Consider the following 21,654-nt stretch of genomic DNA (forward strand, 5'->3'; position numbering starts at 1 on the left):
TTAGTCCTCCTCATCGAAAGGCTTCTTTTCAATGGCGCCTGCTTCGGTTAGCACCTTGCGTAACCAGGGTGGCGGAGTAGTCCTGAGCATCGCCCGAGTTCGCGACAAAACATCTTCGATCAGTTGAGGATCGGATACTTTAATTGGGTGGATTTTGGCCGAAACAACTCGGGCTGCCGATGGCCCACCGATCGCCAGACAGAACAATAAGTGACAACCTTCCAACGCCTTCACCTTCGGGTTAATACGATCGACGTCCTCGTTCCGATGCTTTCCGCTCTGGTCGGAAACGTCTTCGAAGTCCAGGACTTCCACCAGTTTCCAGTCGTCGGGACTCACATCATAGACGACGAAACGTTTTGCCGATCCGAAATGGGCGTCGAGAGATTTCATATCTTGAGTGGCGATTGCGACGCGCAACGCGCCAGCCTTCCGTTTTGGAGCTGACGAGTGAACCCCGTCAGGGACGAGGGAAAGGCGACGAGCGGCGATCATCTAGGCAGTTCTCCTTTGCGGGAGGGATCAAGCGATCCAGGACACGGCGCGCGCTGATTGGCCTGGAAGATGTTGGAAACATCGAAGATCAGGTCGCGCGTTCCCTGATAGAGACTTGTGAGCTTATGCTGGCTGCCGAGTCGGTCGAATATCGGGAAGCCCACCCGCATGAGCGGAATCCCAAGGCGCTCCGCCGCTTGTCGTCCATGCGAATGCGTGACGAGAAGATCAGCGCCGACGGCAAGTTCTTCGAGATCGCCAAGATCACCGACCTGGAGCGATTCGGCCGGCATTTCCGCGAGTATTTTTGAGGTGCCGGTCGTGGTGACCGCTGCCGCGATTTCGGCGCCCATGCCGGTGAAGAAGGTAGCGAATTGGTAGAGCTGGTCCGGCTCCACAGCAATTGCGATCTTCTTGCCTCCGAAATGGAAATGTCCGTCGAGCAGGGCGTCCTGCAGCTGTGCTCGGCGACGGCGGATGTTTGCTGGCACCGGCGCACCAGAAATCTCAGAAAGAAACGAGACGAACCGGTCGGCTCGTTTCAATCCTGTCAGCGACTGGAACAATGCGTAAGGGACTCCCGTCCGGGTCCGCAGTAGCTCTGCGGGGCGGCGCATATGCTCGCCGATCGCGATACATTGCGCCGCCGTGCCAAGCTCTTGTATCTCGTCGACGGGAGTACCGCCATAGGTGGTCGGAACCCAACGATCGCCGGGCACCGTGCCGTCGAGAGAGCCGGAAATGTCCGGCAGGATCACCGGCTTCAGACCGAAGCTTTCGACCGTTTCGCGCAGAAGCTCGATGTCAGCGACTGTCAGATGCCATCCTGGTAGGATCGCAATCTTCTTTTGGTGGCGGCTCTGCTCGCCTGGAGTGGTGATGCGCTCGACCATAGAGATGACGGCCTTCGCCCATCCCTCTTCGATCGCTCCCTCGAAATCCGGGGTATTCGCCAGCACAACCTCCGTACCCGCGAGCTCATCGGCACGATCCCGCTTGATGTTGGCGAGATCGCCTGCGAAATCTTCGCCGCGGGTTTCCACCAGGGCTGTCGTGCAAATTCCGATCAGCTTGGGTTTTGCGCGCCTCTTGAGATTTAGGATCGCCTCTTCCAGATTGCCTGCGCCGCCAAGAATGGTCGCCACTGCGTCCAATGCCGTTGTCTGCAAGGGAATGGCTTCCTTAAAGTGCCGGACTAAAAGTACCAGCGCCAAGCTGGTGCAGCCCTGGCTGCCGTGGAACAGCGGCACGGCACGCTCGACGCCAAGAAAGGCGAGCGCGGCGCCGAGCGGCTGCGACGATTTCAGCGGATTGACCGCAGCTGATTTGGTCTGGGGAAAGACTTGAACCATCGGCTTTCCTCAACGCTTGCAGAAGCTGCCGGCGACCGCGCCGACAAAGTTTTGCAAGACGTACCCAGTCTCGTTCTCGCTCTTGGTATTCGTCAGTTCTTCTTCCACCGCATGCTGGCATTCCCACGGTGCCGGCTCCCGCACCTCCATCCAGATCGGATTGTGAATAGCAAGATCGATCTGGCGAACGAGCTCCACCATGCCGTCATAGCCGGCATAGGGGTGGTGGCGTTCCTGGTTGATATCGAGCCAAGGTGTCTTGGCCTTCAGCGCGATGAATTGCGTGCGCCCGCCAGACAACATGATGTCGGCTTTACCGTCGGCGAGCATGTTATAAAGCTCGCGCGGCGCCATTGACTCGAACAGGTGGTTTTCGTCTTTCAGGAGTTGCTTGATACGTTCCTTGTCTTCAGGCGTGGATTTCTTGACCGAGGTGCCCACGATCTCGATGCCCACCTCCATCAGCGCATGGACAACCGACCAGGACTTGACGCCGCCGGTGTTGAGCAACACGCGCTTGCCTTCAAGCCTTGGTCGATATGCTGCGAGTTTCATCCAGGCAATCGCCTCCTCCTCCGCGATCAATGCCTCGGTGCGCTCGAGGATTTCGGGATCCGCCCCCTGCATCACGAGCAGCTTGGCGATCTGTCTGAGTGCTTCCGAGGTGTCGGTAATTCCGTAAAAGGAGCCTTCGAAGAACGGGATATCCCACAGCTCCTCCATTTTGCGGGCGAGGTTGATGAGTGCTGTCGAGCACACCAACATGGACGCCTTGGCGCGATGCGCAGAAGCAATGTCAAGATATCGGGCGTCTCCTGGAATGCAGGCCCTTACTCTGATCCCCAGCCGGTCAAGAAGCGGCTTTACCAGCCAAAACTCGCCGGATAGGTTGAACTCACCAATGATATTGATGTCGTAGGCGGTCACGTCGTTCGGCTCTACGCTGCCGATCACATGATCGAGCAACGCTTCACCGGCGAGCTTATTGCCAAGGTTCTTGGAGCCGGCAAAGCCCGGTGCGTTGACCGGCACCACCGGAAGGCCGAATTTTTCCGCGGCCCGCTTGCAGACGACCTCGATGTCGTCGCCGATCAATGCTGTCACACAGGTCGAATAGACGAAAATCGCCGGTGGAGCATGGGCCTCCTTGATCTCGCGGATTGCTTTAAAAAGTTTCCGCTCGCCGTGCCCCATCACCACTTCGGTTTCAGTGAGGTCGGTCGTGAAACTGGTGCGCCAGAGCGTTGGACCTGAGGAAGCCGATCCGCGGTTGTCCCAGGAATTGCCCTCACAGCCGAGAGGCCCATGGATCAGGTGCGCGACGTCGGTGATCGGCTGCAGCACGATCTTGGCGCCATCGAAAGCGCATCCGCCGGCTGCCGCCCCGGGGATCAGCGGCTTCGAACAGCCGTTTTTGCGCGCCTTGGAATCCTTGCTGCGGTTCTTCTCGCAGGCAGGCTCGTCGAAGACATCCTGGACTTTAGCATTGAGCAAGGGCATTGCGGTCTCCAAGTTCAGATGAAGGCGGCCGGCCTCACAAGGCCGACCGCCGCCGCTCCTAGCGGGTCAGGTCGTAAGAATAGTCCGTCACACCCGGCTCGCTCGTCTCGCGATCGAGCTTGTCGAAGATCTTGTCGAGGATCGTCGTCAGGACGCGCAGGCCGCCTTGGTAGCCCATGAGCGGGAAACGGTGGTGATGGTGCCGGTCGAATATCGGAAAGGTCAGCCGGATCAATGGGGTGCCGGTGTCGCGCTCGAGATACTTGCCATAGGAATTGCCGATCATAAGATCAACCGGCTCGGTAAAGAGCAGCGAGCGCAACGCCCACAGGTCCTTGCCCGCCCAGACCTGGGCATCCTTGCCGAAGGGCGAGGATGCGAGCAACGCCTTCATCTCGGCTTCCCAGGCCGACGTGCCGTTGGTAGCAAGGCAGTGGGTCGGCTCACCGCCGGTTTCCAAGACGAACCGGGCAACGGCGTAGACGAAGTCAGGATCGCCGTAGATCGCGTATTTCTTCCCGTGCAGCCAGGCTTGGCTATCTGCCATAGCGTCGACGAGACGGCCGCGTTCCAGGCCGATTGCCGGAGGAATTTCCTTGCCGGTAATCTCCGAGACCTTCATCAGGAATTCGTCGGTCGCCTGAACACCCAGCGGATAATGGAACGAAGCCGTAACCTGACCGACCTCCTTGCAATATTCCAGCGTTTTGCGCGTGTTATAGTGCTGCAGCGACAGGGTCGCTTCGGCATTCAACGCCGTTTTCAAGTCCTCGATCTTCGTGCCGCCGTCATACATGCGGTACGTACCGTCAGACGGCGTGTCGAACTGGTCGGAGGCATCCTGGATGAAGATGTAGGATACGCCCATCATGTCGAGCAGGCGCTTCAGTTCGCGGTTGTTGCCGACGCAGAAGCCGTCGAAGCCGGGAATGATGTTGATGGCTTGAGCAACCTCCTTCCGCTCGTTGCCTTTCCAGAAGTTCTCCAGAATGCCCTTGATCATGCCGTCATAGCCATCGACGTGGCTGCCGACGAAGGCAGGCGTGTGGGCGAAAGGAACATCGAAGTCGTGCGGGACCGACCCTTCGTTCTTTGCGTTTTCGATGAAGCCGTGGAGGTCGTCTCCAATGACTTCGGCCATGCAGGTGGTCGAGACGGCGATCATCTTCGGATCGTAGAGCTTGTATGTATTGGCGAGCCCGTCGACCATGTTCTTCAACCCGCCGAACACTGCCGCGTCCTCCGTCATCGAGGACGAGACCGCCGATGAAGGCTCCTTGAAGTGACGCGACAGATGCGAACGGTAATAAGCGACGCAGCCCTGGCTGCCATGGACGAAGGACATCGTTTGCTCAAAGCCTGCGGCTGCGAAGACGGCACCGAGCGGCTGGCAGGCTTTGGCCGGGTTCACGACCAGGGCTTCGCGGCCCAGGTTCTTTTCGCGATACTCCCAGGTCTTCGTGAAGTCGTTTTGATCGGCAACGACCTGATCCGGGTGGGGGCATTCGAAATTGGCTTTCTTCTCGGCGAGCATCTGCCTGTATTCCGGCTCGCGGAACAGGGGAGCATGGTCGAGAACTTTTTCCGCCGACTGCGGCATAGTAAGCACCTTTCTTTTCATCGCGCCGCACCGGTGGCGGCAATGGGATGTCATCTGTCACGAGTGCGGATCAAGTCCGATAGGAAGAGCCTGGCCTGCCCCTTCCCAAGACAGGCCAGGCTCTCATTCGGCCGCAACCGCCTCAGCTGGCGCGGCCTCTTTTTTCCAGGGGACGTCGTAGAGATCCCACACCGGATTATTGATGGCCAGATCCATGTCGCGGGCGAATATGGCGAAGCCGTCATAGCCGTGATACGGGCCGGAATAATCCCAGGAGTGCATCTGGCGGAAGGGGATGCCCATCTTCTGCACCGGATACTTCTCTTTAATGCCGGACCCAACAAGGTCGGGGCGGATGCCTTCGATGAACTTTTCCAGCTCGTAACCGGTCACGTCGTCATAGATCAGCGTACCCTTGTTCACATAATGGCCGGTGCGCTGATAGTCGTCGTTGTGGGCGAACTCGTAGCCGGTGCCGACGATCCGCATGCCGAGGTCCTCATAGGCCGTGATGACGTGGCGAGGACGCAGGCCGCCGACATAGAGCATCACCGTCTTGCCTTCGAGGCGCGGCCGGTACTTGTCGACGACAGCATCGACCAGGGGCCGGTACTTGGTGATGACAGCCTCGGTCTTGTCGACGATTTCCGGACCGAAGTGCTTGGCTATTTCGCGCAGGGAGGTTTCGATCTGGGACGGACCAAAGAAATTGTATTCCATCCACGGGATGCCGTATTTTTCCTCCATGTGCCGACAGATGTAGTTCATCGAGCGGTAGCAGTGGATGAGGTTCAGCTTGGCCTTTGGCGCGCGCTCGACCTCAGCGAGCGTGGCATCACCCGACCAGTTGCCGACCACGCGCAGCCCCACCTCCTCCAATAGAATGCGCGTAGCCCACGCGTCGCCACCGATATTGTAGTCGCCGACGACGTTGACATCGTAAGGGCCGGTCTCAAACTCGACTTCGTTCTTGTCGAAAACCCAGTCACGGATGGCGTCGTTGGCGATGTGGTGGCCGAGCGATTGCGAGACGCCGCGGAAGCCCTCGCAGCGTACCGGCACGATCGTCTTTTCGTGCTCCTTGGCCTTCTTGCGCGACACCGCCTCAATGTCGTCGCCAATCAGCCCGATCGGGCATTCCGACTGCACGCTGATGCCGTTGTTGAGGGGGAAAAGCTCCTCGATCTCGTCGATGACCTGTTCAAGCTTCTTGTCGCCGCCGAACACGATGTCCTTTTCCTGGAAGTCTGAGGTGAACTGCAGCGTCACGAACGTGTCGATGCCCGTCAGGCCGACGTAGTAGTTGCGGCGTTGCGACCAGGAATAATGACCGCAACCGACCGGCCCGTGCGAGATGTGGACCATGTCCTTGACCGGCCCCCATACCACGCCTTTGGAACCGGCATAGGCGCAGCCGCGGATCGTCATCACGCCCGGAATGGACTTGATGTTCGATTTGACGTCGCATTCGGAAAGGGCCTTCGGCTCATCGCCAGGCTCGTCGCCGCTCGTTGCGACGCTGAGGTGCTTCTTGCGGCGCTTCGCCGCCTTGTCTGGATATTGCGCTAATACTTCCGCAATGAGCTGTTCATGCAAAACGCTGTCATTCTCGTAATCAAGGCTCATGGGCCCCTGCCCCCTTTCAAGGTTCGGGTTAGGTCGTCGTCGCCGAAGCGGCTTTCTTGGAAGGACGCGCTGGCGCAAGGGCCAGCGCGTCCTGTCGACAGCGGCAGTTATTGAGCCGCAACCACCGCTGACTCCTTGGCCTGTAGTTCGGCCAGCATCTGCTCGTCGCTCTTCATGATGCCGAAGTCGAGCAGCATGTCTTCGAGCTCTTCCATGGTAATCGGGGTCGGAATGGTCCCTTGGCCCGAATTGGCATGGATCTTCTCGGCTAGCGCCCGATATTCCCCGGCCTGCTTGGAGTCCGGCGCGTACTGGATCACCGTCATCTTCCTGAGCTCGGCGTGCTGGACGATGTTGTCACGCGGCACAAAGTGGATGAGCTTGGAATTGAGCCTGGCAGCCAGCGCCTCGGAGAGGTCGAGCTCGCGGTCCGTCTGGCGCTCGTTACAGATCAGGCCGCCGAGCCGCACGCCGCCGGAATGGGCATATTTCAGGATGCCCTTGGCGATGTTGTTGGCGGCATAGAGCGCCATCATCTCGCCGGACATCACGATGTAGATCTCCTGGGCCTTGTTCTCACGGATCGGCATCGCAAAGCCACCGCACACCACATCGCCGAGCACGTCATAGGAGACGTAGTCGACATCGTCATATGCACCGTTCTCTTCAAGGAAATTGATCGAGGTGATGACGCCGCGCCCGGCGCAGCCGACGCCCGGTTCCGGACCGCCGGACTCCACGCACTTGATGCCTTTGTAGCCGGCCTTGAGCACGTCCTCGAGCTCAAGGTCTTCCACCGAACCTTCCTGCGCTGCCAGATGCAGAACCGTGTCCTGTGCTTTGGCGTTCAGGATCAGCCGGGTGGAGTCGGCTTTCGGGTCGCATCCGACGATCAGGATCTTCTGCCCGAGGTCGACAAGCGCTGCGAGCGTATTTTGGGAGGTGGTGGACTTGCCGATCCCCCCTTTGCCGTAAAATGCGATTTGACGCAAATCTGACATATCGCCTTCCTTCTTTCGTTCCATCCATCGCTGAGTAAAAGGCAGGCAGCTCGCGCCGCCTCGCATGGCAATCTTCAAAACCCGTGCCATGTGGGCCGATCGAGCCAAAGGAAAGATCCTTTTGTTGGGTTTCAGAAAGTTACTCCGAACCACCACAGGAAACTGCCAAACAAACCTAATGTCGCCGATCAGACAAAGCCGACAGACGGTGTCGTGATGGCATCACTTGCACCGCTAGGTCGACCGCGACTATCAGCAGGACAACGGATCCGAAAACTGGAGACAATCGCACCCAGCTCCCAATCGAAAAATGTTGAAGCTTTCGATCCTGACCTGCCACTGACGGCGATTAGAGCCTCGGCGGTCTTGAAACGCTCCCAAACGTTGGACCACCGGATGCTAGAGTTTTCCGGCTTCATTCAGGGAGGCGGGCTGGTTGCGCCTCCCGAATTCACCAACGAGATCGGCACCTTGTTGCCGATCGCACCATGAGGTCTTTCCTCATTGTAGTATCTACGCCAATCCTCCATCTTTTCGCGGGCATCCGCAAGGGTCAGGAACCAATGCTGGTTCAGGCATTCTGCACGGAAGCGGCCATTGAACGCTTCGATGAAAGCATTATCAGTCGGCTTGCCGGGGCGTGAGAAGTCCAACGTCACACCCTTGGAATAGGCCCACAGGTCCAAGTCGCGCGACACGAACTCGGTCCCTTGGTCGACACGGATCGTTTTCGGATAGCCGGCTTTTTGGCACACCCGTTCAAGGGTTTGCACAACGTCTTCGCCTCTATAGCTATGACGTGGATCAAGCACCGGCACGTAGCGCGAGAAGGTGTCGACCACCGTCAGCACGCGCAGTTTCTTACCCGTTGCGAGTTGGTCGTGAACGAAGTCCATCGCCCAGACGTCGTTGGGTCCGACGGCCATGTGCCGATCCTCGCGAAGCTTGGCTTTTACCCCCCGCTTCGGTGTCTTGTTCCGCAACTGTAGCCCCAAGTCCCTGTAAATGCGGTAGGTTCGCTTGATGTTGGTGCCCCAACCCTCGCGTTCCAACAGCACATGCACGCGGCGATAGCCGTAGCGCACCCGCGTCTCAGAGCCCGATTCAAAAGTTCATTCGTATATCCTATCTTGCGATGCGCCTTGTGAGCATTCTGATTGAAGCGATTTGCGCCCATGCGGTTGCGCTTTCGATCGATTTCTCCCAATCCTTGGCGAGACGGCGGCAGCGTCCAAGCCAGGCGAAAGTTCTTTCCACCACCCATCTCTTGGGCAGGACGACGAAGCCCTTGGCGTGATCCGAACGCTTGACCATTTCGATCGTCCAGTCACCATGGCCGCACATTGCTCGCCTCAACTTGGCTCCGGCGTAGCCACCATCGGCGAAGATGTGGCGCAGCCACGGAAAACGGCGGCGGATCGCCTTGAGGACATGGGGTGCGCCGTCGCTACGCTTTGGCTGTCGATAATCCCTGCCGTCGGTTGCGCCTCCCGTCCCTCGATTTCCCGCGCCGCCATCACCAGAAGCTGGTTGATGCTCTGCCACAGTCCGATCGCGCGCCAAGCATAAAAATAACCGCGCACTGTCGAAACCGGCGGAAAATCGCCCGGCAGCATGCGCCATTGGCAGCCGCTCGAGGCGATATAGAGGATCGCCTCCACGACCGAGCGCATATTCGTCGTCCGACGCCGCCCGCCACGACGCGCTGGCGGGATCAGCGGTTTGATCAACGCCCATTCCCGGTCCTTCAAATCACTTGGAAAACGAAGCACGTCTCGGTTATGCTCACGGCGAGCGATAGCAGTCCAGCTCATCGAAACCCCATTTGATTTAGCACCAATAGGGAATCACAACTGACTGTTATCGCTCAACTTCTTTTAAATCGGGCTCTTAGGCAATTTCGGCGGAGGACGGATTATCAAATATACCGGGCATTACCACTTGGTGTATTCTGCGTGCTTCGCGGTTATACGAGCCCTATTTGTTGTATCAATACTTATGCCATCGGATACGACCGAGTCTAATACCGGAGAAAAGATCGCTTAACCGCCCGAATCATTTCAAAAAATATTACAGATAGTGGAGGAAGCCCGTGGGCTTACGTGTAATCGCGTGTTCTGCTCCCCAGTTTTCTCACGGCGAGGCGGGCGAAATGGCATTATCAAGCGCCGATCCGGCAAGCCTCTACAATGCCTGCAGATATGCTGCGTCACTGGCATCCAAGGCGGAAGGTGCATGGGGCGAAAGCAATTGGCGCGGCACCAGGAGTGACAGGCGACAATCAACGCTTCTGCTATCTGACAGGGACGATGTGCAGCGAAGGCTAACGCCGCTATTAGTCCGGGTCCGGCCCAATTTAGTTCTCATAGGAGCGATGTCGATATGCTTCCGTGGTGCGATTGAGACAGCGAAATACATCAGAGAGTTTCTAGGCGATGACGTTTGTATCGTTCTTGGCGGTCGCCACGCCACCGAAACAATATATCGGGATGACGAAAATCGTGTAAGACATCATCTAGCGTCCCCTCTGCGGCTAATTGCTGACGGAAAAGTTTCCAGCTGTTTCGACATCGCGCTCTCCGGAGATGGTGAACACTTTATCGCGGAAATTGGGTGCGTCGTAGCTTCCTTGGAAGCAAGAGGTTTTTCGCCAAGGGAGGCGAAATTCTCATTGGGCCACCTGACGACCACCCCGGGGCACTGGATCGCCGGCACAATCATGGACGATCAGGTCCACACTGTGTGCTCTTCGGGCATGCCGCTCGATTATAATGGGATGCCATCCCCAGCCGAAATGTTCGGAGTTACAACTAGCTTTGACGTGTTTGGTGGCGCGCCTACCGCGCACGTCTTCAGCGACATCGGGCGTGGATGTATCTATGATTGTATCTTCTGCAGTGAGAGGATCAGCGTTGGCGGGCCTCCTCGACAGTTCAAGATAAGCCCCCACCGGTTATGCGGCCAACTCGCAGCAGCCCGCCGCGTAGTCAAGGCAGATTACGGCGAAAACTTTCCTGTCTCGGCGTTCATTGAAGACTCAACTCTTCTTGGATGGAATTCGGCCCTCGTAGCCCAGTTTGAAAAGGTATTCGACCCACTCGAAAATCCTGTGCGGCTTGGCGGACAAGCGACCATTGACCAAATTGTCAATAACCCAGCCCTTGCACGAAGACTAGGCCGCATGGGCCTGGATATCTTTTCATCGGGGTCGAGACACCGCGCCCAGAACTTGTTGGAGGTCTTCACAAGAACATCGCCACCAAGAAGGGTTCGTGGATGGAACGCGCGGACAAAGCAGTTGAGATCTTGTCCGAAGCCGGAATCAAGGTTGGGGTATCCCTCCTATTTGGTATGGGCGAGGGAGCTGCTGAAAGGCAGCAATTGTTTTCGGCCTTAGAATGCTGGCGGAAAACGGGCTCTCTGATCACAATCAGCATGAACTGGGCCGTCCAACACCCTTTGAGAAACACGGTTCAGGGGAATGAATATACCTATTTGGATTGGGCGGTGTCGCCCGGTCCCATGCTGTCGTTGTTAAGGAATTTTGGCGAATCCTCTGAGATCTATCCAATTGCCGGCGGTACAAGCCCAGACGAAGCCTCCGTAAAGGATATTCTCCAAGCCACCAAGGAGATCATGGCTATGCCGCCTGCACACCCAATGCAAAAGCAAGAAGCGGATCATGTCCCAGGACGTGGTGTAGCTTAGACGACCACGGCTCATCCCAGCCGGATGAGTGTCAGCTTGCTGCTGGCAGGCTGATGAGGGGATCATCGCTCATTGTGGCGATTGTCTCAAGTGTCATGTAGCGGGATCGCTGGACGGCCCATTCATCGTTCTGTTCGAGCAGCAGCGCACCGACCAGGCGCACGATGGCGTCGTCGTTGGGGAAGATGCCGACGACCTCTGTCCGCCGCTTGATCTCGCCGTTCAATCGCTCAATCGGGTTGGTCGAGTGAAGTTTGGCCCAATGCTGCTTGGGACATGTAGGCGAGCACGTCTTGCTCGGCGCTGTCCATAAGACTGGTGAGCTTCGGTACCTTTGGCCTGATCTGGTCGGCGACGTTGCGCCACTGAGTGCTTGCCGCCTCCGGCGTGTCCTGAGCGAAGGCCGTGGCAATGAAGGCGGAGAAAACTCGGCGTCCGCTCTTTCCAGCATGGGCCAAGGCATTGCGCATGAAGTGGACCCTGCAGCGCTGCCAGGTGGCGGAGAGCACCTTCGATACTGCGGCCTTGATGCCCTCATGCGCATCGGAGACAACGAGCTTCACGCCACGCAGACCCCGCCTGGTCAGCTTTCGAAGAAACTCCGTCCAGGTCGCCTCGGCCTCGGACGTGCCGAGCACCTCGCGTCGACCGTCGGTGTTGACGCCGACGGCGATGATTACGGCGACGGAGACAATACGACCACCGCGCCGAACCTTGAGGGAGGTCGCATCGATCCACAGGTAGGGCCATTCTCCTTCGATGGGCCTGTCGAGGAAGACCTTCACCTTCTCATCGATTTCTTCGCACAGCCGGGATACCTGGCTTTTGGAGATGCCGCTCATGCCCATGGCCTTGACGAGGTCATCGACGGATCGGGTCGAAACGCCATGGATATAGGCTTCTTCGATGACCGCCGTCAGGGCCTTCTCGGCCATCCGGCGTGGTTCGAGAAAGCTCGGGAAATAGCTGCCTGTGCGAAGCTTGGGAATGCGCAGCTCGACGGTGCCCGCCCGTGTCTCCCAATCCCGGTCGCGATAGCCGTTACGCTGGGCCAGTCGGAAGCCATTCTTCTCGCCATAGCCCGCGCCGGTCTTCGTGCCGACCTCCAGCGCCATCAGCTTCTCGGCAGTAAAGCCGATCATCTCGCGCAGCAAATCGGCATCGGCGCTCTTCTCAACGAGTGAGCGCAGGTTCATCATGTCGTCGGTCATCGGTGGTGTCCCTCAGGTTGGCTCTAAGCAACCCGACCCTACCGGAAATCACCGATGGCTAGGAAATCCAGCTACACCACTTCTTGGAACAAGAATAACGCATCCAAATATTGTGGAAGCGCTTTAACCGAAAGTATTATCCGAAATCGAGGCGGAACATGTCTAGACAAATCGTTTTCGTGCGCGAAAAATACCCTTCTGAATTCCGCACTATGATCGTGCCGAATGAAGTGCCGTACTACACAGAAAAGGGCTTTGAGGTATTCGTCGAGCTTGGTATCGGCGAAAAAATTGGCTTTGCGGAACCAGCCGGATGTCCTAAAGCGCCGGCGTGTCTGGTTCGACGGCCAACTGATCTCGATCCAGAACAGCTGATCTTCATCGACGAAAGTGTGCTGCAGAGGCACGGAAGGAGTTCAGTATGAGCTAACCCCGTAACGTGAAGCTGCGTGAATGATGGAGGATGGCCCTCCGGGATCGGCTTTCAGGAGCGGGTCTCAAACCAGTCCGAACTGCTGCGATAAAGAGCCGTGGTGGCTGGGGCTTACTTTCCGCCGCCGGTGCGCGTCGTCTCCATTCCAAAGAAGACCGGAGGCGAAAGGGTTTTGGGTGTGCCGACGGTCAGTGATCGGATCGCGCAGATGGTGGTCAAGCAGATGATTGAGCCGGATTTAGGGCCGCTCTTCTTGCGAGACTCCTATGGCTACAGGCCGATGAAGTCGGCTTTGGATGCCGTTGGGGTAACGCGTCAGCGGTGCTGGAAGTACGATTGGGTTCTGGAATTCGACATCAAAGGGCTGTTCGACAATCTTCCGCATGATCTCTTTCATCGAAACCCCATTTTGTCGTCGAACGCTCGTTGCGTGATCGCCCTTGATGAGAAACCCTTTTAGCCAGTTCCAACGCCGCGGCCGGACATGGGGCAACCATTGCCCGATTGACCCCAGTCTCCAACTTAAGTGGCTCAGCTCTCTTCAATGAGGCCACAGCTAGCAAGGGCAGAGACGAAATCGTGAACGTCGCATTTGGTGACGTCATACCGTTCTGATTTAAGCTCGCTCAGTATCCTTGGTAGTGTATACTCGCCGTCCAGTTTCGAAACCAAACCGGCGACCCAAGGCGGAGGAGATTGGATGATCTTTCTTGATTTCTGGGATTCCTTCCCGATCCAGATACTCCCGTCGTCGGCTACAAACACCTGATGAGAACGCTTTAATAACGGCTTAAAGTAGTGCACGAGCGACCTCACTCGGTACGAGGGGCGACATCGCACCTGAATTTGCAGCCGGGACAGACACACGTCGCCCTTGTTGCAGTTTGACGTCTTCTTCGCCAATGGCAGAACCGCGGTGGACGGTCCGAAACATAACGCCGTTCATGCTCTTTTCCTCCTCTTCGAGCCTTTCATTTGGCCCAACCCTCGCTGGCGATTTTCCAGCTTGTCAAGAAGTATAAGGCGGCTTCGGGAGGCCCATACGGTCGTATGAAGCCCCACTTCACCATTACGGTCGACTCGGCGCCCATTGCTGATAAACAAAACTCCAATCTCTCGGCATGTGGTAGATCCAAAAATCGTGCCAGCTGCAAAAAGAGCCTAGGAAAAGTTTTCCTATTTGCTCGGAGCCTAAATGCAACTGCATCAACAGCGCCCGAACAATATCGCGTCGCGTTTCAACAAATCGGCAGCGCCGCATGCGCGCCAATCAACCGCAGACGAGGGAGAAAACTCCGAGCAGCTCCGGCAGTGTTCTGGTAAGCGCGTCGCCGTTTTCCGCAAAGCGGCGCACAACGGCAGCGCCTATGCAGTCCGCCCCGCCATGACAAGCGCAATTCGCGCGGTGGAGTGCTCGGCAGGAGGGAAGAGTTCGGCTCGTGGCGTCCCGGGCATGGCGGGTGCGCCTACCCCGGTTATTAAACGATCTCCAGCCACCGTCGACGGTCACCACAGACCCGGTGACGCTTGCGCGCTGGCGAGAAAGCGCACCGCTCGGGCAATTTCGTCTGGACGCGCCACGCGACCCATTGGCACCCGGCTGCGCACCGCGGTGAGGTCTATCTTGCCCGCGCGTTCAAGTTCCGAAACCATCGGCATGCGCACGTAAAAGTTCCCTGACCAACGTTGACGATCTCGAGGCTGAATCCTGATCGATCAAGTCTCACTTTCATCCTCTTGAAGGAATGCAGTCTTCCTAAATGCGTAGACGGGGTCATCGGGACATGATGCTCCGATCGGCTGCCGGTGGCCGAACTGCTCAGTCTCGGATGCCGCGGCCAAGATCTGCTCCTCGACTAGATCATAGACCACCGTCCGTTCGGCAATTCTCCAATCCCCTCCCTTTTTCAGGAACAGATCGCAATAGCGGCCGCAGATCAGGGCCTGACTTAGCGTTCCGGCCTTGTCCGGTGCGCGTTGCAGTGCGGCGAAGTAACTTTCGACGGCGGCTTTTTCCGGGCTGCTGAACTCAATCAGAATGTTCGTGATTTGATGGATGTTGCGCGGTCCCGTCTTGAAGACACCAAGGGCGAACTCGATGAAGCCCTCGGCCGAACCGGGATAGGTCCCGTGATTGTCACGTGCATCGGGCCAGTAGGAACTGCGCAGCGCCCTTTCATCGGCGCGGTCTATCCCGCGGCAATACCGATAGAGGCAGTCGCGGAGCGCCTCGCGGTCGAGCAATTCGGTAATTTTTTTTTGTGTTTCATCGCTTGTCGCACATCTGATATCGGGGCGCTTACCCATCCAGTGACGCAGCCAGCTTTCAACTGCTCGGCTGACGTAAGGAAAAACCCTCCCTCTGCTTAGGCATGCATGTAAACAACTGCCCTTAGAAGTAGACACCAATGGGAGAGCTGCGGGTAAGGTGTTTGGACAGCGACGGCGCCGTCATGCACCAGTTGCGTTGCGTTTCAACCCCCACAATGTTGGTTGAACAAAAGGCGATCGAGCAACGCATCCGAAACGCAATCTATCTCCAGCGCACGTTCAGGGCAGGATCGAGCGCCTCGCGACGCGAACAGTTCGTCCCTCTCCTCGACATCGATTGCACCGGGCAGTATGTATCCCTCGTCGTCAAGATTGAATATTTCGGGCGCTTGGGCCCAGCATCTTGCATGACCTTGGCATTTGGAAGTGTGCACTATGACGCGCATACGGTACTCCATGTCTTTCCTCCTCTCAATTATCAGGACCAGTCCAGGATCAGATTCTCCATTCCAAACACGTGGCCCCCATAGGTGATGGGCGCCGTACCATCCTTGATACGGAAGTCAGGGATGCGCGACAGCCACTCCTCCAGGCCGATGATGATCTCTCGCCGGGCAAGGTGTGATCCAAGACAGCGATGGGGACCGTACGCAAAAGCGGTGTGGCGATTGTCTTCTCGTGCCAAATCGATCGTGTTCGGATTTTCGAATTCCACCGGATCACGATTGGCAATCATCGTGGCGCAGGAAATGTAGTCACCCTTACGGATCGGCGCGCCTTCGAAATTGATATCTTTCGTCGCCACACGGATCATCTGCACGGTCGAATAGGCGCGAAGCAGTTCTTCGGCTGCGAGCACAATTCGATCCGGTTTGCTCCGCAGCAATTCCTGTTCTGTCGGATTGCGCGCGAGATAGGCCAGGTCAAAGCCGATCGCCGTTGCCACGGTGTCCAGTCCCGCGACGAATAGAAGCACGCCTATTCCATGGATTTCCTGGTCTCTCAACAGGCGGCCGTCGACCTTTGCCTGCACGACGAAGGTCATGAAATCGTCGGCCGGTTCTTTGCGGCGCATCGCTGCAAGTTCATCGATGAACGCCAAAATTGTTCGGGCGGCTGCGGTTCGTCTGATGCCGTCGCCGTGGAGCAGGTCCTTCCCCCAGCCCACGAATGTATTGAGGCGCTCATCGGATAAGCCGAGCAAACGGAGGAAGATACTAACCGCAAAAGGAAAGGCGAAGTCCGTCAAGATGTCGCAGCTTGTGCTCGACGCGGAAATCTTGGAAATCAACGCAATCGCCCGATCACGGACCGCCGGTTCAAGCTCCATTATCCGCCTGGGCGAAAGCAGCGGATTGAGAAGTGAGCGAAACACGCTGTGAGCCGGGGGGTCGAGTTCAAGCGGGATCAGCGGCCAGTTTTCGCCAAGCGCCGAGGCGAAAAGGCTCCGATGGCTGGAAAAGGTTCCGGTGTCCTGCAGCAATTTGCGTTGGTCCTGAGCGCGAACGATGACCCAGGTACCTCGGCCATCGCGCGTATTGCAGGGAGAATAAAAGATTCTCGGTCCATTATGGAGGCAAGCGACAGCTGCGTGCGGATCCCCATTTGGCATGCGCTCCATGCCGGGCGACGTGAACAGGCTGAAGTCCTTCACCATTTCGGGAGGGACATGTTCTGGAACCCTAATGGTAGCCACTGCTTTTCTCCTGTCATCAAAGCCCCTTCGCCGAGAACGAATTCTCCTCGGAGAGGGAGCGAGCAAAATCGTTGAGCGCCAGATTTCCAATCTCAGCAGCGCGAGGCGCCAATGACATGCGATGCAGCGATCAGATCGCCGTGCGGCTCGAAATCCACGCTGCTTTGTTGGCCGAAGTCGAAATTTCTTGGATGCCTCGCCCGCCCTTCCGGTCGACATCGGATTTTCACGGGTACCTCTCTTCCGGTAAATGCGTTCTGAGCACAGATGCATTTTGATTTCCTCCGCTCCATGGCGGTCACCAAAGAAACCGGCCGACAGTCCTTGCCGCCCCGCAAGAAGAACTTCAAAGTTCATGCCAATTTGATTGATTTGGCCGGAAAGAAATTTTTCAATTGCCTTTCAGCGCTTTGGCTCAAGGCAGAACTAAAGATTGGCTGATCAAGGCCGTGTCGCGTATCTAACAAAACCCGACATCAGGTGCCGGATGCCATCTATTCAGGTGCGACTTTTTTCCAGCCACCACAGCCGGGGGCCAGAGACAGCGCGACGAGTAACGAATGTCCTGATGTACTGCGATGCAGTGGGATAGCTTGAGGGTGGGTAGCTTTGAATTGTGGCATCGAGCTAGCGGCGGAATTCCGGGAACAGCTCGAAGCGTGCTACTCCTTTGTCCTGAATGTCAGTTCTACCAGCCCGACGACACCACCCTAAGAGTCGGCGGCAATCTGCCGATTGGGTGTTGCCTGACAGCAATGGGTATGGTGGCCTACCGTCCGCCGAGACGGAAGGCGATGGCCGCAGAAAGCCCGCTCAAGCGGCGGGCCGAAAATGCCGTCCGAAACAAATCCACAAACTGCCCTGCCTGGCACGGCAAGAGCGTGGGTACGGAGATTTGATCTGGATCAAATCGCAATCCCGATGAAATTGATAGCCATCAAAGACGCGCTGGAAGAAATAGGGATAGCCGAAGTCGCAACGGCCGCGTGGTCGTCTCGGGCATGTCCGGCATAGGCGGTTTTCGAAGGGATCAGGACATGGACGTCGCACGCAGTGAGGTTCTCGTGATTGGCACTTCCGTCGCTTGCCGTTCCTGCCAGGCGCGGCACGGCGTCGTTTGCGGCGCCTTGTCGGCTGGCCAGCTTAGCGAACTTGGCCGCCACTCGCTGCGCCGCAAGGTCGACGCAGGCTGCGAGATCATTGCACAAGGATCGGAAAACTCTTTCTATTCGAACATCACGCGCGGCGTGGTGAAGCTCTGCAAGGTGATGTCGGACGGGCGCCAGCAGATCGTTGGCCTGCAATTCGCCCCCGATTTCGTCGGCCGCCCCTTCGTGCGCGAAAGCACGCTGTCGGCCGAGGCCGCGACCGATGCGGAGATCTGCGTGTTCCCCCGCAATTTGCTCGAACGCATGATATTGGAGACTAGGGAATTGCAGCGTAGCCTGCACGCTCAGGCGCTGAACGAGCTGGATGCCGCGCGCGAATGGATGCTGACGCTCGGCCGGCGGACCGCCGAGGAGAAGGTCGCAAGCCTGCTCCACCTCATTGCCGCCCACGCCGAGACGGCGACGAGCACTGCCTTCGATCTGCCGCTATCGCGTGCCGAGATTGCCGACTTTCTCGGGCTGACGATCGAAACCGTCAGCCGCCAGTTGACCCGGCTTCGCAAAGAGGGCGTCATCCGCATCGAGAACATCCGGCATATCACCGTGCCCGACATGGATGCGCTCGCAAAGAAAATCAGCGGGTAATTACCACCCGCGTATTGGAAAGGCCAGCCTGGCGCGCCAGCGTAAAGAACTAGGCGGCATTGTCGGGATGCAGACGGACGTGCCGGGCGCTACCACATCGAGCATTCCGGGCGAGAAAACTTCTAGTCCCGGAGCCGCCGGCTTGCAGCTCGGGATAGCCGCCGGGCAGGTGGGTGGCGTCGCCATCGGCGCCGGGCGCCCAGCAGGTCGCCAGCGAGCTGAGCGGTGAGCGGTGAGAGGAACAAAATATCAGCTCCGCGGCGACGTCAGCCGAGCAACAAATGCTCGTAGGCCAAAGGCTACATAGCGCGACCCGGGTGCCGGTCGGCATCAGCCGATCGATATTGGCGGCTGCGAGCTCTTCACGCCCCCAACCTGCGGATATCCGCCATCGTCGTCTTCTGTGACGAAATTATCGGAGCCGTTTGCGTTTCACCATTTTTCGATGCGCGGTCCGAGCCTGGCGCCCCCTTTTTGTCGGACCTCAAACTTTCTTGTGCAGTTTCAAACAAGAAAACGTGCGCGGGTAGACATACGCACGAGCAGAACCTCAAACCCCGTGACCCGCGCCTTCCCGCCGCGACCGGACTGGCGGGCAGTATGCTAAGGTTCTAAAAGGCGGCAGAGAAACCTTGATCGAGATGCGGTCGGAAGTAGCCGAAACAGCGCCCGGCCGTCAGCGCGGCACAACGGCTTCACAATTCGCTCGCCCGCACGAGCAGCGCACGAGTGCGGCGACGAAGGCCCTGTGCTGACCGCAAGTCCATCTCCTTCAGGCCAAATGGCATGACGCTTGCTTGCCCTGGCGTGTGGGCCGAGGTCGGATTCGTGTTAGCCGTGACTGAGAGGCCGCAAATAAATTTTCCTAGAGGAGCTTCATTGATGACCATGGAAAAGCAGGTCCCTATTGTCACCTTTCGCACGCGGGTTCGCGACGAGTCTATATCCGGTCCCAACCCCTACCGCTGGGAAGACAAGACGACCGACGACTATTTCAGCGGTAAGCGGGTAATCCTTTTTTCGCTGCCGGGCGCCTTCACGCCAATCTGCTCCACCTTCCAACTGCCTGATTTCGAAAGTCTTTATGTCGAGTTTAAGAAGAATGGCATTGACGACATCTACTGTCTCTCCGTCAACGATGCCTTCGTCATGAATGCTTGGGGCAAGTCTCAGGGGTTGAAAAATGTCAAGCTTATCCCGGACGGTTCGGGAGAATTCACTCGGAAAATGGGTATGCTCGTCGCCAAGGACAATCTCGGTTTCGGTCTGCGCTCCTGGCGCTACGCTGCCGTGATCAATAATGGCGTCGTGGAGGGGTGGTTCGAGGAAGAAGGCTTTGGCGACAACTGCGCAACCGATCCGTATGGCGTTTCTTCGCCGCAAAACATTTTGAAATGCCTTAAGGCCCCAGCCTTCGTATGAGCATTGAAGCCAACGACCAGCAGCTACGACTTGTCGTGCACACCTGCGCCGAACGATAGGAGTTTTGCTCGAACCATGAAGTCCTTTACAAGCCTTCATCAGCGTCAGCAGCAATCGCTGGTTATTACGCCCCAGCTCATCGCGTCTATTCGCTTGCTGCAGCTGGCGCACACCGAACTGAATCAGTTCGTGGAACAGGAAATCGAGAAGAACCCATTTCTCGACCTGGCGTCGAATGACGGCGGGGCTTCTGGCGTATCGCCAACTGCGGCGGATGATCCAAATATCAGCGCACGCGAAGACCACGTTGATGGACCGGCCAGGACGGACATGCCTGAGCTGTCTAGTCCCTGGAAATCAATCCGTGACACAGGCAACCTTTCGCCGGGGGAAAGGCCTTCCCTGGATGAGTTCGCCGCCTCAACTGAGACATTGCACGAACATGTCGCCCATCAGATCGCCCTCACTGCCTTCACACCCCAGGAGCGGCTGATTGCTGGCGCGCTTGCCGACCATCTGGATGACACTGGGTATCTGCAAGTGAACCTTCTGGAGCTAGCAGAGAGGCTAAATAGCCCTGAGGCTGGAGTGAAGCGGGTTCTTGAGGCTTTGCAGCTATTTGACCCGCCGGGCATATTTGCGCGAAGTCTGGGCGAATGCCTCGAGATTCAGTTGCGCCAACGAGACCGGTTCGACCCGGCCATGGCAGCTCTGGTCGCAAATCTCGAGTTGCTTGCGCGACGCGATTTTCGAGCACTGAAGCGACGTTGCCGGGTCGATGAAGACGACCTTCTCGATATGTTGAACGAAATTCGTGCACTTGACCCAAAGCCTGGAAACCAGTTCCAGTCCGCAAGGTCGGAATCCATCATACCCGACGTCTTCGTCCTACCCTCGCCGGGAGGCGGATGGCACGTCGAGCTTAATCGGGAGATTTTGCCCAAGGTACTGATCAACCAAACCTATTTTGCGCAAGTTACTCGCCTAACCGCCCAAAGCTCGAAAGATCAGTCATTCCTCAACGAATGCTTCCAGAGCGCGAGCTGGTTGGTTCGGAGTCTCGATCAGCGCGCCACGACGATCCTTAAGGTGGCGACCGAAATCGTGCGCCACCAGGATGTCTTTTTGGAAGATGGCATTGCTCATCTTCGCCCTCTCAATCTTAAGACCATCGCTGACGCGATCGACATGCACGAGTCCACTGTAAGTCGGGTAACGTCGAACAAATACATTCTCACGCCCCGCGGCGTGTTCGAGCTCAAGTATTTTTTCACCGTCGCGATCCCGTCCTCACAAGGCGGTGACGCGCACTCGGCCGAAGCTGTGCGCCATCAGATAAGGGCACTTATTGCCGCAGAGACGCTCCATGATGTGCTGTCCGACGATGGCATCGTTGCCAAGCTCAAGGAAACAGGCGTCGACATTGCTCGCCGCACAGTCGCCAAATATCGCGAGGCGATGAACATCCCCTCGTCCGCGCAACGCCGGCGGGAGAAACGGTTTGTACTGGCGGCCGCGGAGGGATAAGTCCTTTGTACCGTAGGTGATGCCCTTTTCCCAAAAACCGCGGAACTGAGGCACATGT

General features: G+C 57.5%; 16 protein-coding genes and 7 pseudogenes. 7 read left to right on the forward strand and 16 right to left on the reverse strand.

The annotated features are described in order from the left end of the window. From nifX to QMO82_RS03815, 8 genes and pseudogenes are all read right to left on the reverse strand, one after another. Nucleotides 1–495 (reverse strand): nitrogen fixation protein NifX, encoded by a 495-nt coding sequence (gene nifX / locus QMO82_RS03780; RefSeq protein WP_008536565.1) that lies wholly within the window; start codon nt 493–495, stop codon nt 1–3. Further along, entirely contained in the window at nt 492–1,847 is a 1,356-nt protein-coding gene (gene nifN, locus QMO82_RS03785) for a nitrogenase iron-molybdenum cofactor biosynthesis protein NifN (protein WP_004672660.1), read from the reverse strand. Before nifN ends, nifX begins: the two co-directional genes overlap by 4 nt. 9 nt (nt 1,848–1,856) lie before the next feature. Continuing rightward, nucleotides 1,857–3,347 carry a nitrogenase iron-molybdenum cofactor biosynthesis protein NifE gene (gene nifE / locus QMO82_RS03790; RefSeq protein ID WP_011053415.1) on the reverse strand — a complete coding sequence of 497 codons (1,491 nt, stop codon included), beginning with the start codon at nt 3,345–3,347 and terminating at the stop codon, nt 1,857–1,859. Nucleotides 3,348–3,405: 58 nt separating this feature from the next. Next, nucleotides 3,406–4,947 (reverse strand): nitrogenase molybdenum-iron protein subunit beta, encoded by a 1,542-nt coding sequence (gene nifK, locus QMO82_RS03795; protein WP_004677342.1) that lies wholly within the window; start codon nt 4,945–4,947, stop codon nt 3,406–3,408. Nucleotides 4,948–5,070: 123 nt separating this feature from the next. Continuing rightward, nucleotides 5,071–6,573 (reverse strand): nitrogenase molybdenum-iron protein alpha chain, encoded by a 1,503-nt coding sequence (gene nifD / locus QMO82_RS03800; protein ID WP_010023084.1) that lies wholly within the window; start codon nt 6,571–6,573, stop codon nt 5,071–5,073. Between the two features lie 107 nt (nt 6,574–6,680). Continuing rightward, entirely contained in the window at nt 6,681–7,574 is an 894-nt protein-coding gene (gene nifH / locus QMO82_RS03805; RefSeq protein ID WP_004675840.1) for a nitrogenase iron protein, read from the reverse strand. Nucleotides 7,575–7,993: 419 nt separating this feature from the next. Further along, nucleotides 7,994–8,668 (reverse strand): annotated as a pseudogene (locus tag QMO82_RS03810) (IS3-like element ISRel21 family transposase); the annotation flags it as partial. A gap of 31 nt (nt 8,669–8,699) precedes the next feature. Then, a pseudogene (locus tag QMO82_RS03815) lies at nt 8,700–9,388 on the reverse strand (transposase). A 1,462-nt stretch (nt 9,389–10,850) separates the two neighbouring features. On the opposite strand from QMO82_RS03815, the gene QMO82_RS03820 reads away from it, so the two are divergent. Beyond that, entirely contained in the window at nt 10,851–11,282 is a 432-nt protein-coding gene (locus QMO82_RS03820) for a hypothetical protein (RefSeq protein WP_239789226.1), read from the forward strand. 31 nt (nt 11,283–11,313) lie between these two features. On the opposite strand, the pseudogene QMO82_RS03825 reads toward QMO82_RS03820, so the two are convergent. Further along, nucleotides 11,314–12,493, reverse strand: a pseudogene (locus QMO82_RS03825) (IS256 family transposase). A gap of 158 nt (nt 12,494–12,651) precedes the next feature. Between QMO82_RS03825 and QMO82_RS03830 the strand changes: the two are divergent. Both QMO82_RS03830 and QMO82_RS03835 read left to right on the forward strand, forming a co-directional pair. Beyond that, nucleotides 12,652–12,918, forward strand: a complete 267-nt coding sequence (locus QMO82_RS03830) for a hypothetical protein (protein WP_164736476.1) — start codon at nt 12,652–12,654, stop codon at nt 12,916–12,918. A 111-nt stretch (nt 12,919–13,029) separates the two neighbouring features. Continuing rightward, nucleotides 13,030–13,317: pseudogene (locus QMO82_RS03835) on the forward strand (reverse transcriptase domain-containing protein); the annotation flags it as partial. Nucleotides 13,318–13,457: 140 nt separating this feature from the next. Here the strand turns inward: QMO82_RS03835 and QMO82_RS33750 are convergent. The 5 genes and pseudogenes from QMO82_RS33750 to QMO82_RS03855 all read right to left on the reverse strand — a co-directional run bounded on the left by QMO82_RS33750 (nt 13,458) and on the right by QMO82_RS03855 (nt 16,854). Continuing rightward, complete coding sequence (locus QMO82_RS33750; RefSeq protein ID WP_011053424.1) at nt 13,458–13,793, reverse strand: hypothetical protein; 336 nt, start codon at nt 13,791–13,793, stop codon at nt 13,458–13,460. Nucleotides 13,794–14,247: 454 nt separating this feature from the next. Next, nucleotides 14,248–14,594 (reverse strand): annotated as a pseudogene (locus tag QMO82_RS03840) (SDR family oxidoreductase); the annotation flags it as partial. 48 nt (nt 14,595–14,642) lie between these two features. Next, nucleotides 14,643–15,233, reverse strand: a complete 591-nt coding sequence (locus tag QMO82_RS03845; protein WP_011053426.1) for a nuclear transport factor 2 family protein — start codon at nt 15,231–15,233, stop codon at nt 14,643–14,645. 167 nt (nt 15,234–15,400) lie between these two features. Then, the gene (locus tag QMO82_RS03850; protein ID WP_004678571.1) at nt 15,401–15,655 is read right to left on the reverse strand and encodes a ferredoxin; all 255 of its coding nucleotides are present in this window, start codon (nt 15,653–15,655) and stop codon (nt 15,401–15,403) included. Between the two features lie 20 nt (nt 15,656–15,675). Further along, nucleotides 15,676–16,854: a cytochrome P450 gene (locus tag QMO82_RS03855; protein WP_042120111.1), complete on the reverse strand. Its 1,179-nt coding sequence runs from the start codon at nt 16,852–16,854 to the stop codon at nt 15,676–15,678. A gap of 306 nt (nt 16,855–17,160) precedes the next feature. On the opposite strand from QMO82_RS03855, the gene QMO82_RS03860 reads away from it, so the two are divergent. Next, the gene (locus tag QMO82_RS03860) at nt 17,161–17,334 is read left to right on the forward strand and encodes a hypothetical protein (protein WP_010009909.1); all 174 of its coding nucleotides are present in this window, start codon (nt 17,161–17,163) and stop codon (nt 17,332–17,334) included. Nucleotides 17,335–17,930: 596 nt separating this feature from the next. Further along, on the forward strand, nt 17,931–18,647 hold the full coding sequence (locus tag QMO82_RS03865) for a Crp/Fnr family transcriptional regulator (RefSeq protein WP_010009905.1): 717 nt from the start codon (nt 17,931–17,933) through the stop codon (nt 18,645–18,647). On the opposite strand, the pseudogene QMO82_RS03870 reads toward QMO82_RS03865, so the two are convergent. Both QMO82_RS03870 and QMO82_RS03875 read right to left on the reverse strand, forming a co-directional pair. Beyond that, nucleotides 18,637–18,726, reverse strand: a pseudogene (locus tag QMO82_RS03870) (L,D-transpeptidase); the annotation flags it as partial. The gene QMO82_RS03865 and the pseudogene QMO82_RS03870 sit on opposite strands and share 11 nt — an antisense overlap. Nucleotides 18,727–18,783: 57 nt before the next feature. After that, nucleotides 18,784–19,002, reverse strand: a pseudogene (locus tag QMO82_RS03875) (cobyrinic acid a,c-diamide synthase); the annotation flags it as partial. Between the two features lie 527 nt (nt 19,003–19,529). Between QMO82_RS03875 and QMO82_RS03880 the strand changes: the two are divergent. Both QMO82_RS03880 and rpoN read left to right on the forward strand, forming a co-directional pair. Next, nucleotides 19,530–20,069, forward strand: coding sequence for a peroxiredoxin (locus QMO82_RS03880; RefSeq protein ID WP_004678566.1), 540 nt, complete (start codon nt 19,530–19,532; stop codon nt 20,067–20,069). A 75-nt stretch (nt 20,070–20,144) separates the two neighbouring features. Beyond that, nucleotides 20,145–21,596 (forward strand): RNA polymerase factor sigma-54, encoded by a 1,452-nt coding sequence (gene rpoN / locus QMO82_RS03885; protein WP_011053429.1) that lies wholly within the window; start codon nt 20,145–20,147, stop codon nt 21,594–21,596. Nucleotides 21,597–21,654 lie beyond the last annotated feature (58 nt).

It is taken from the genome of Rhizobium sp. BT04 (genome assembly GCF_030053135.1).
Taxonomy (GTDB): Bacteria; Pseudomonadota; Alphaproteobacteria; order Rhizobiales; family Rhizobiaceae; genus Rhizobium; species Rhizobium binxianense.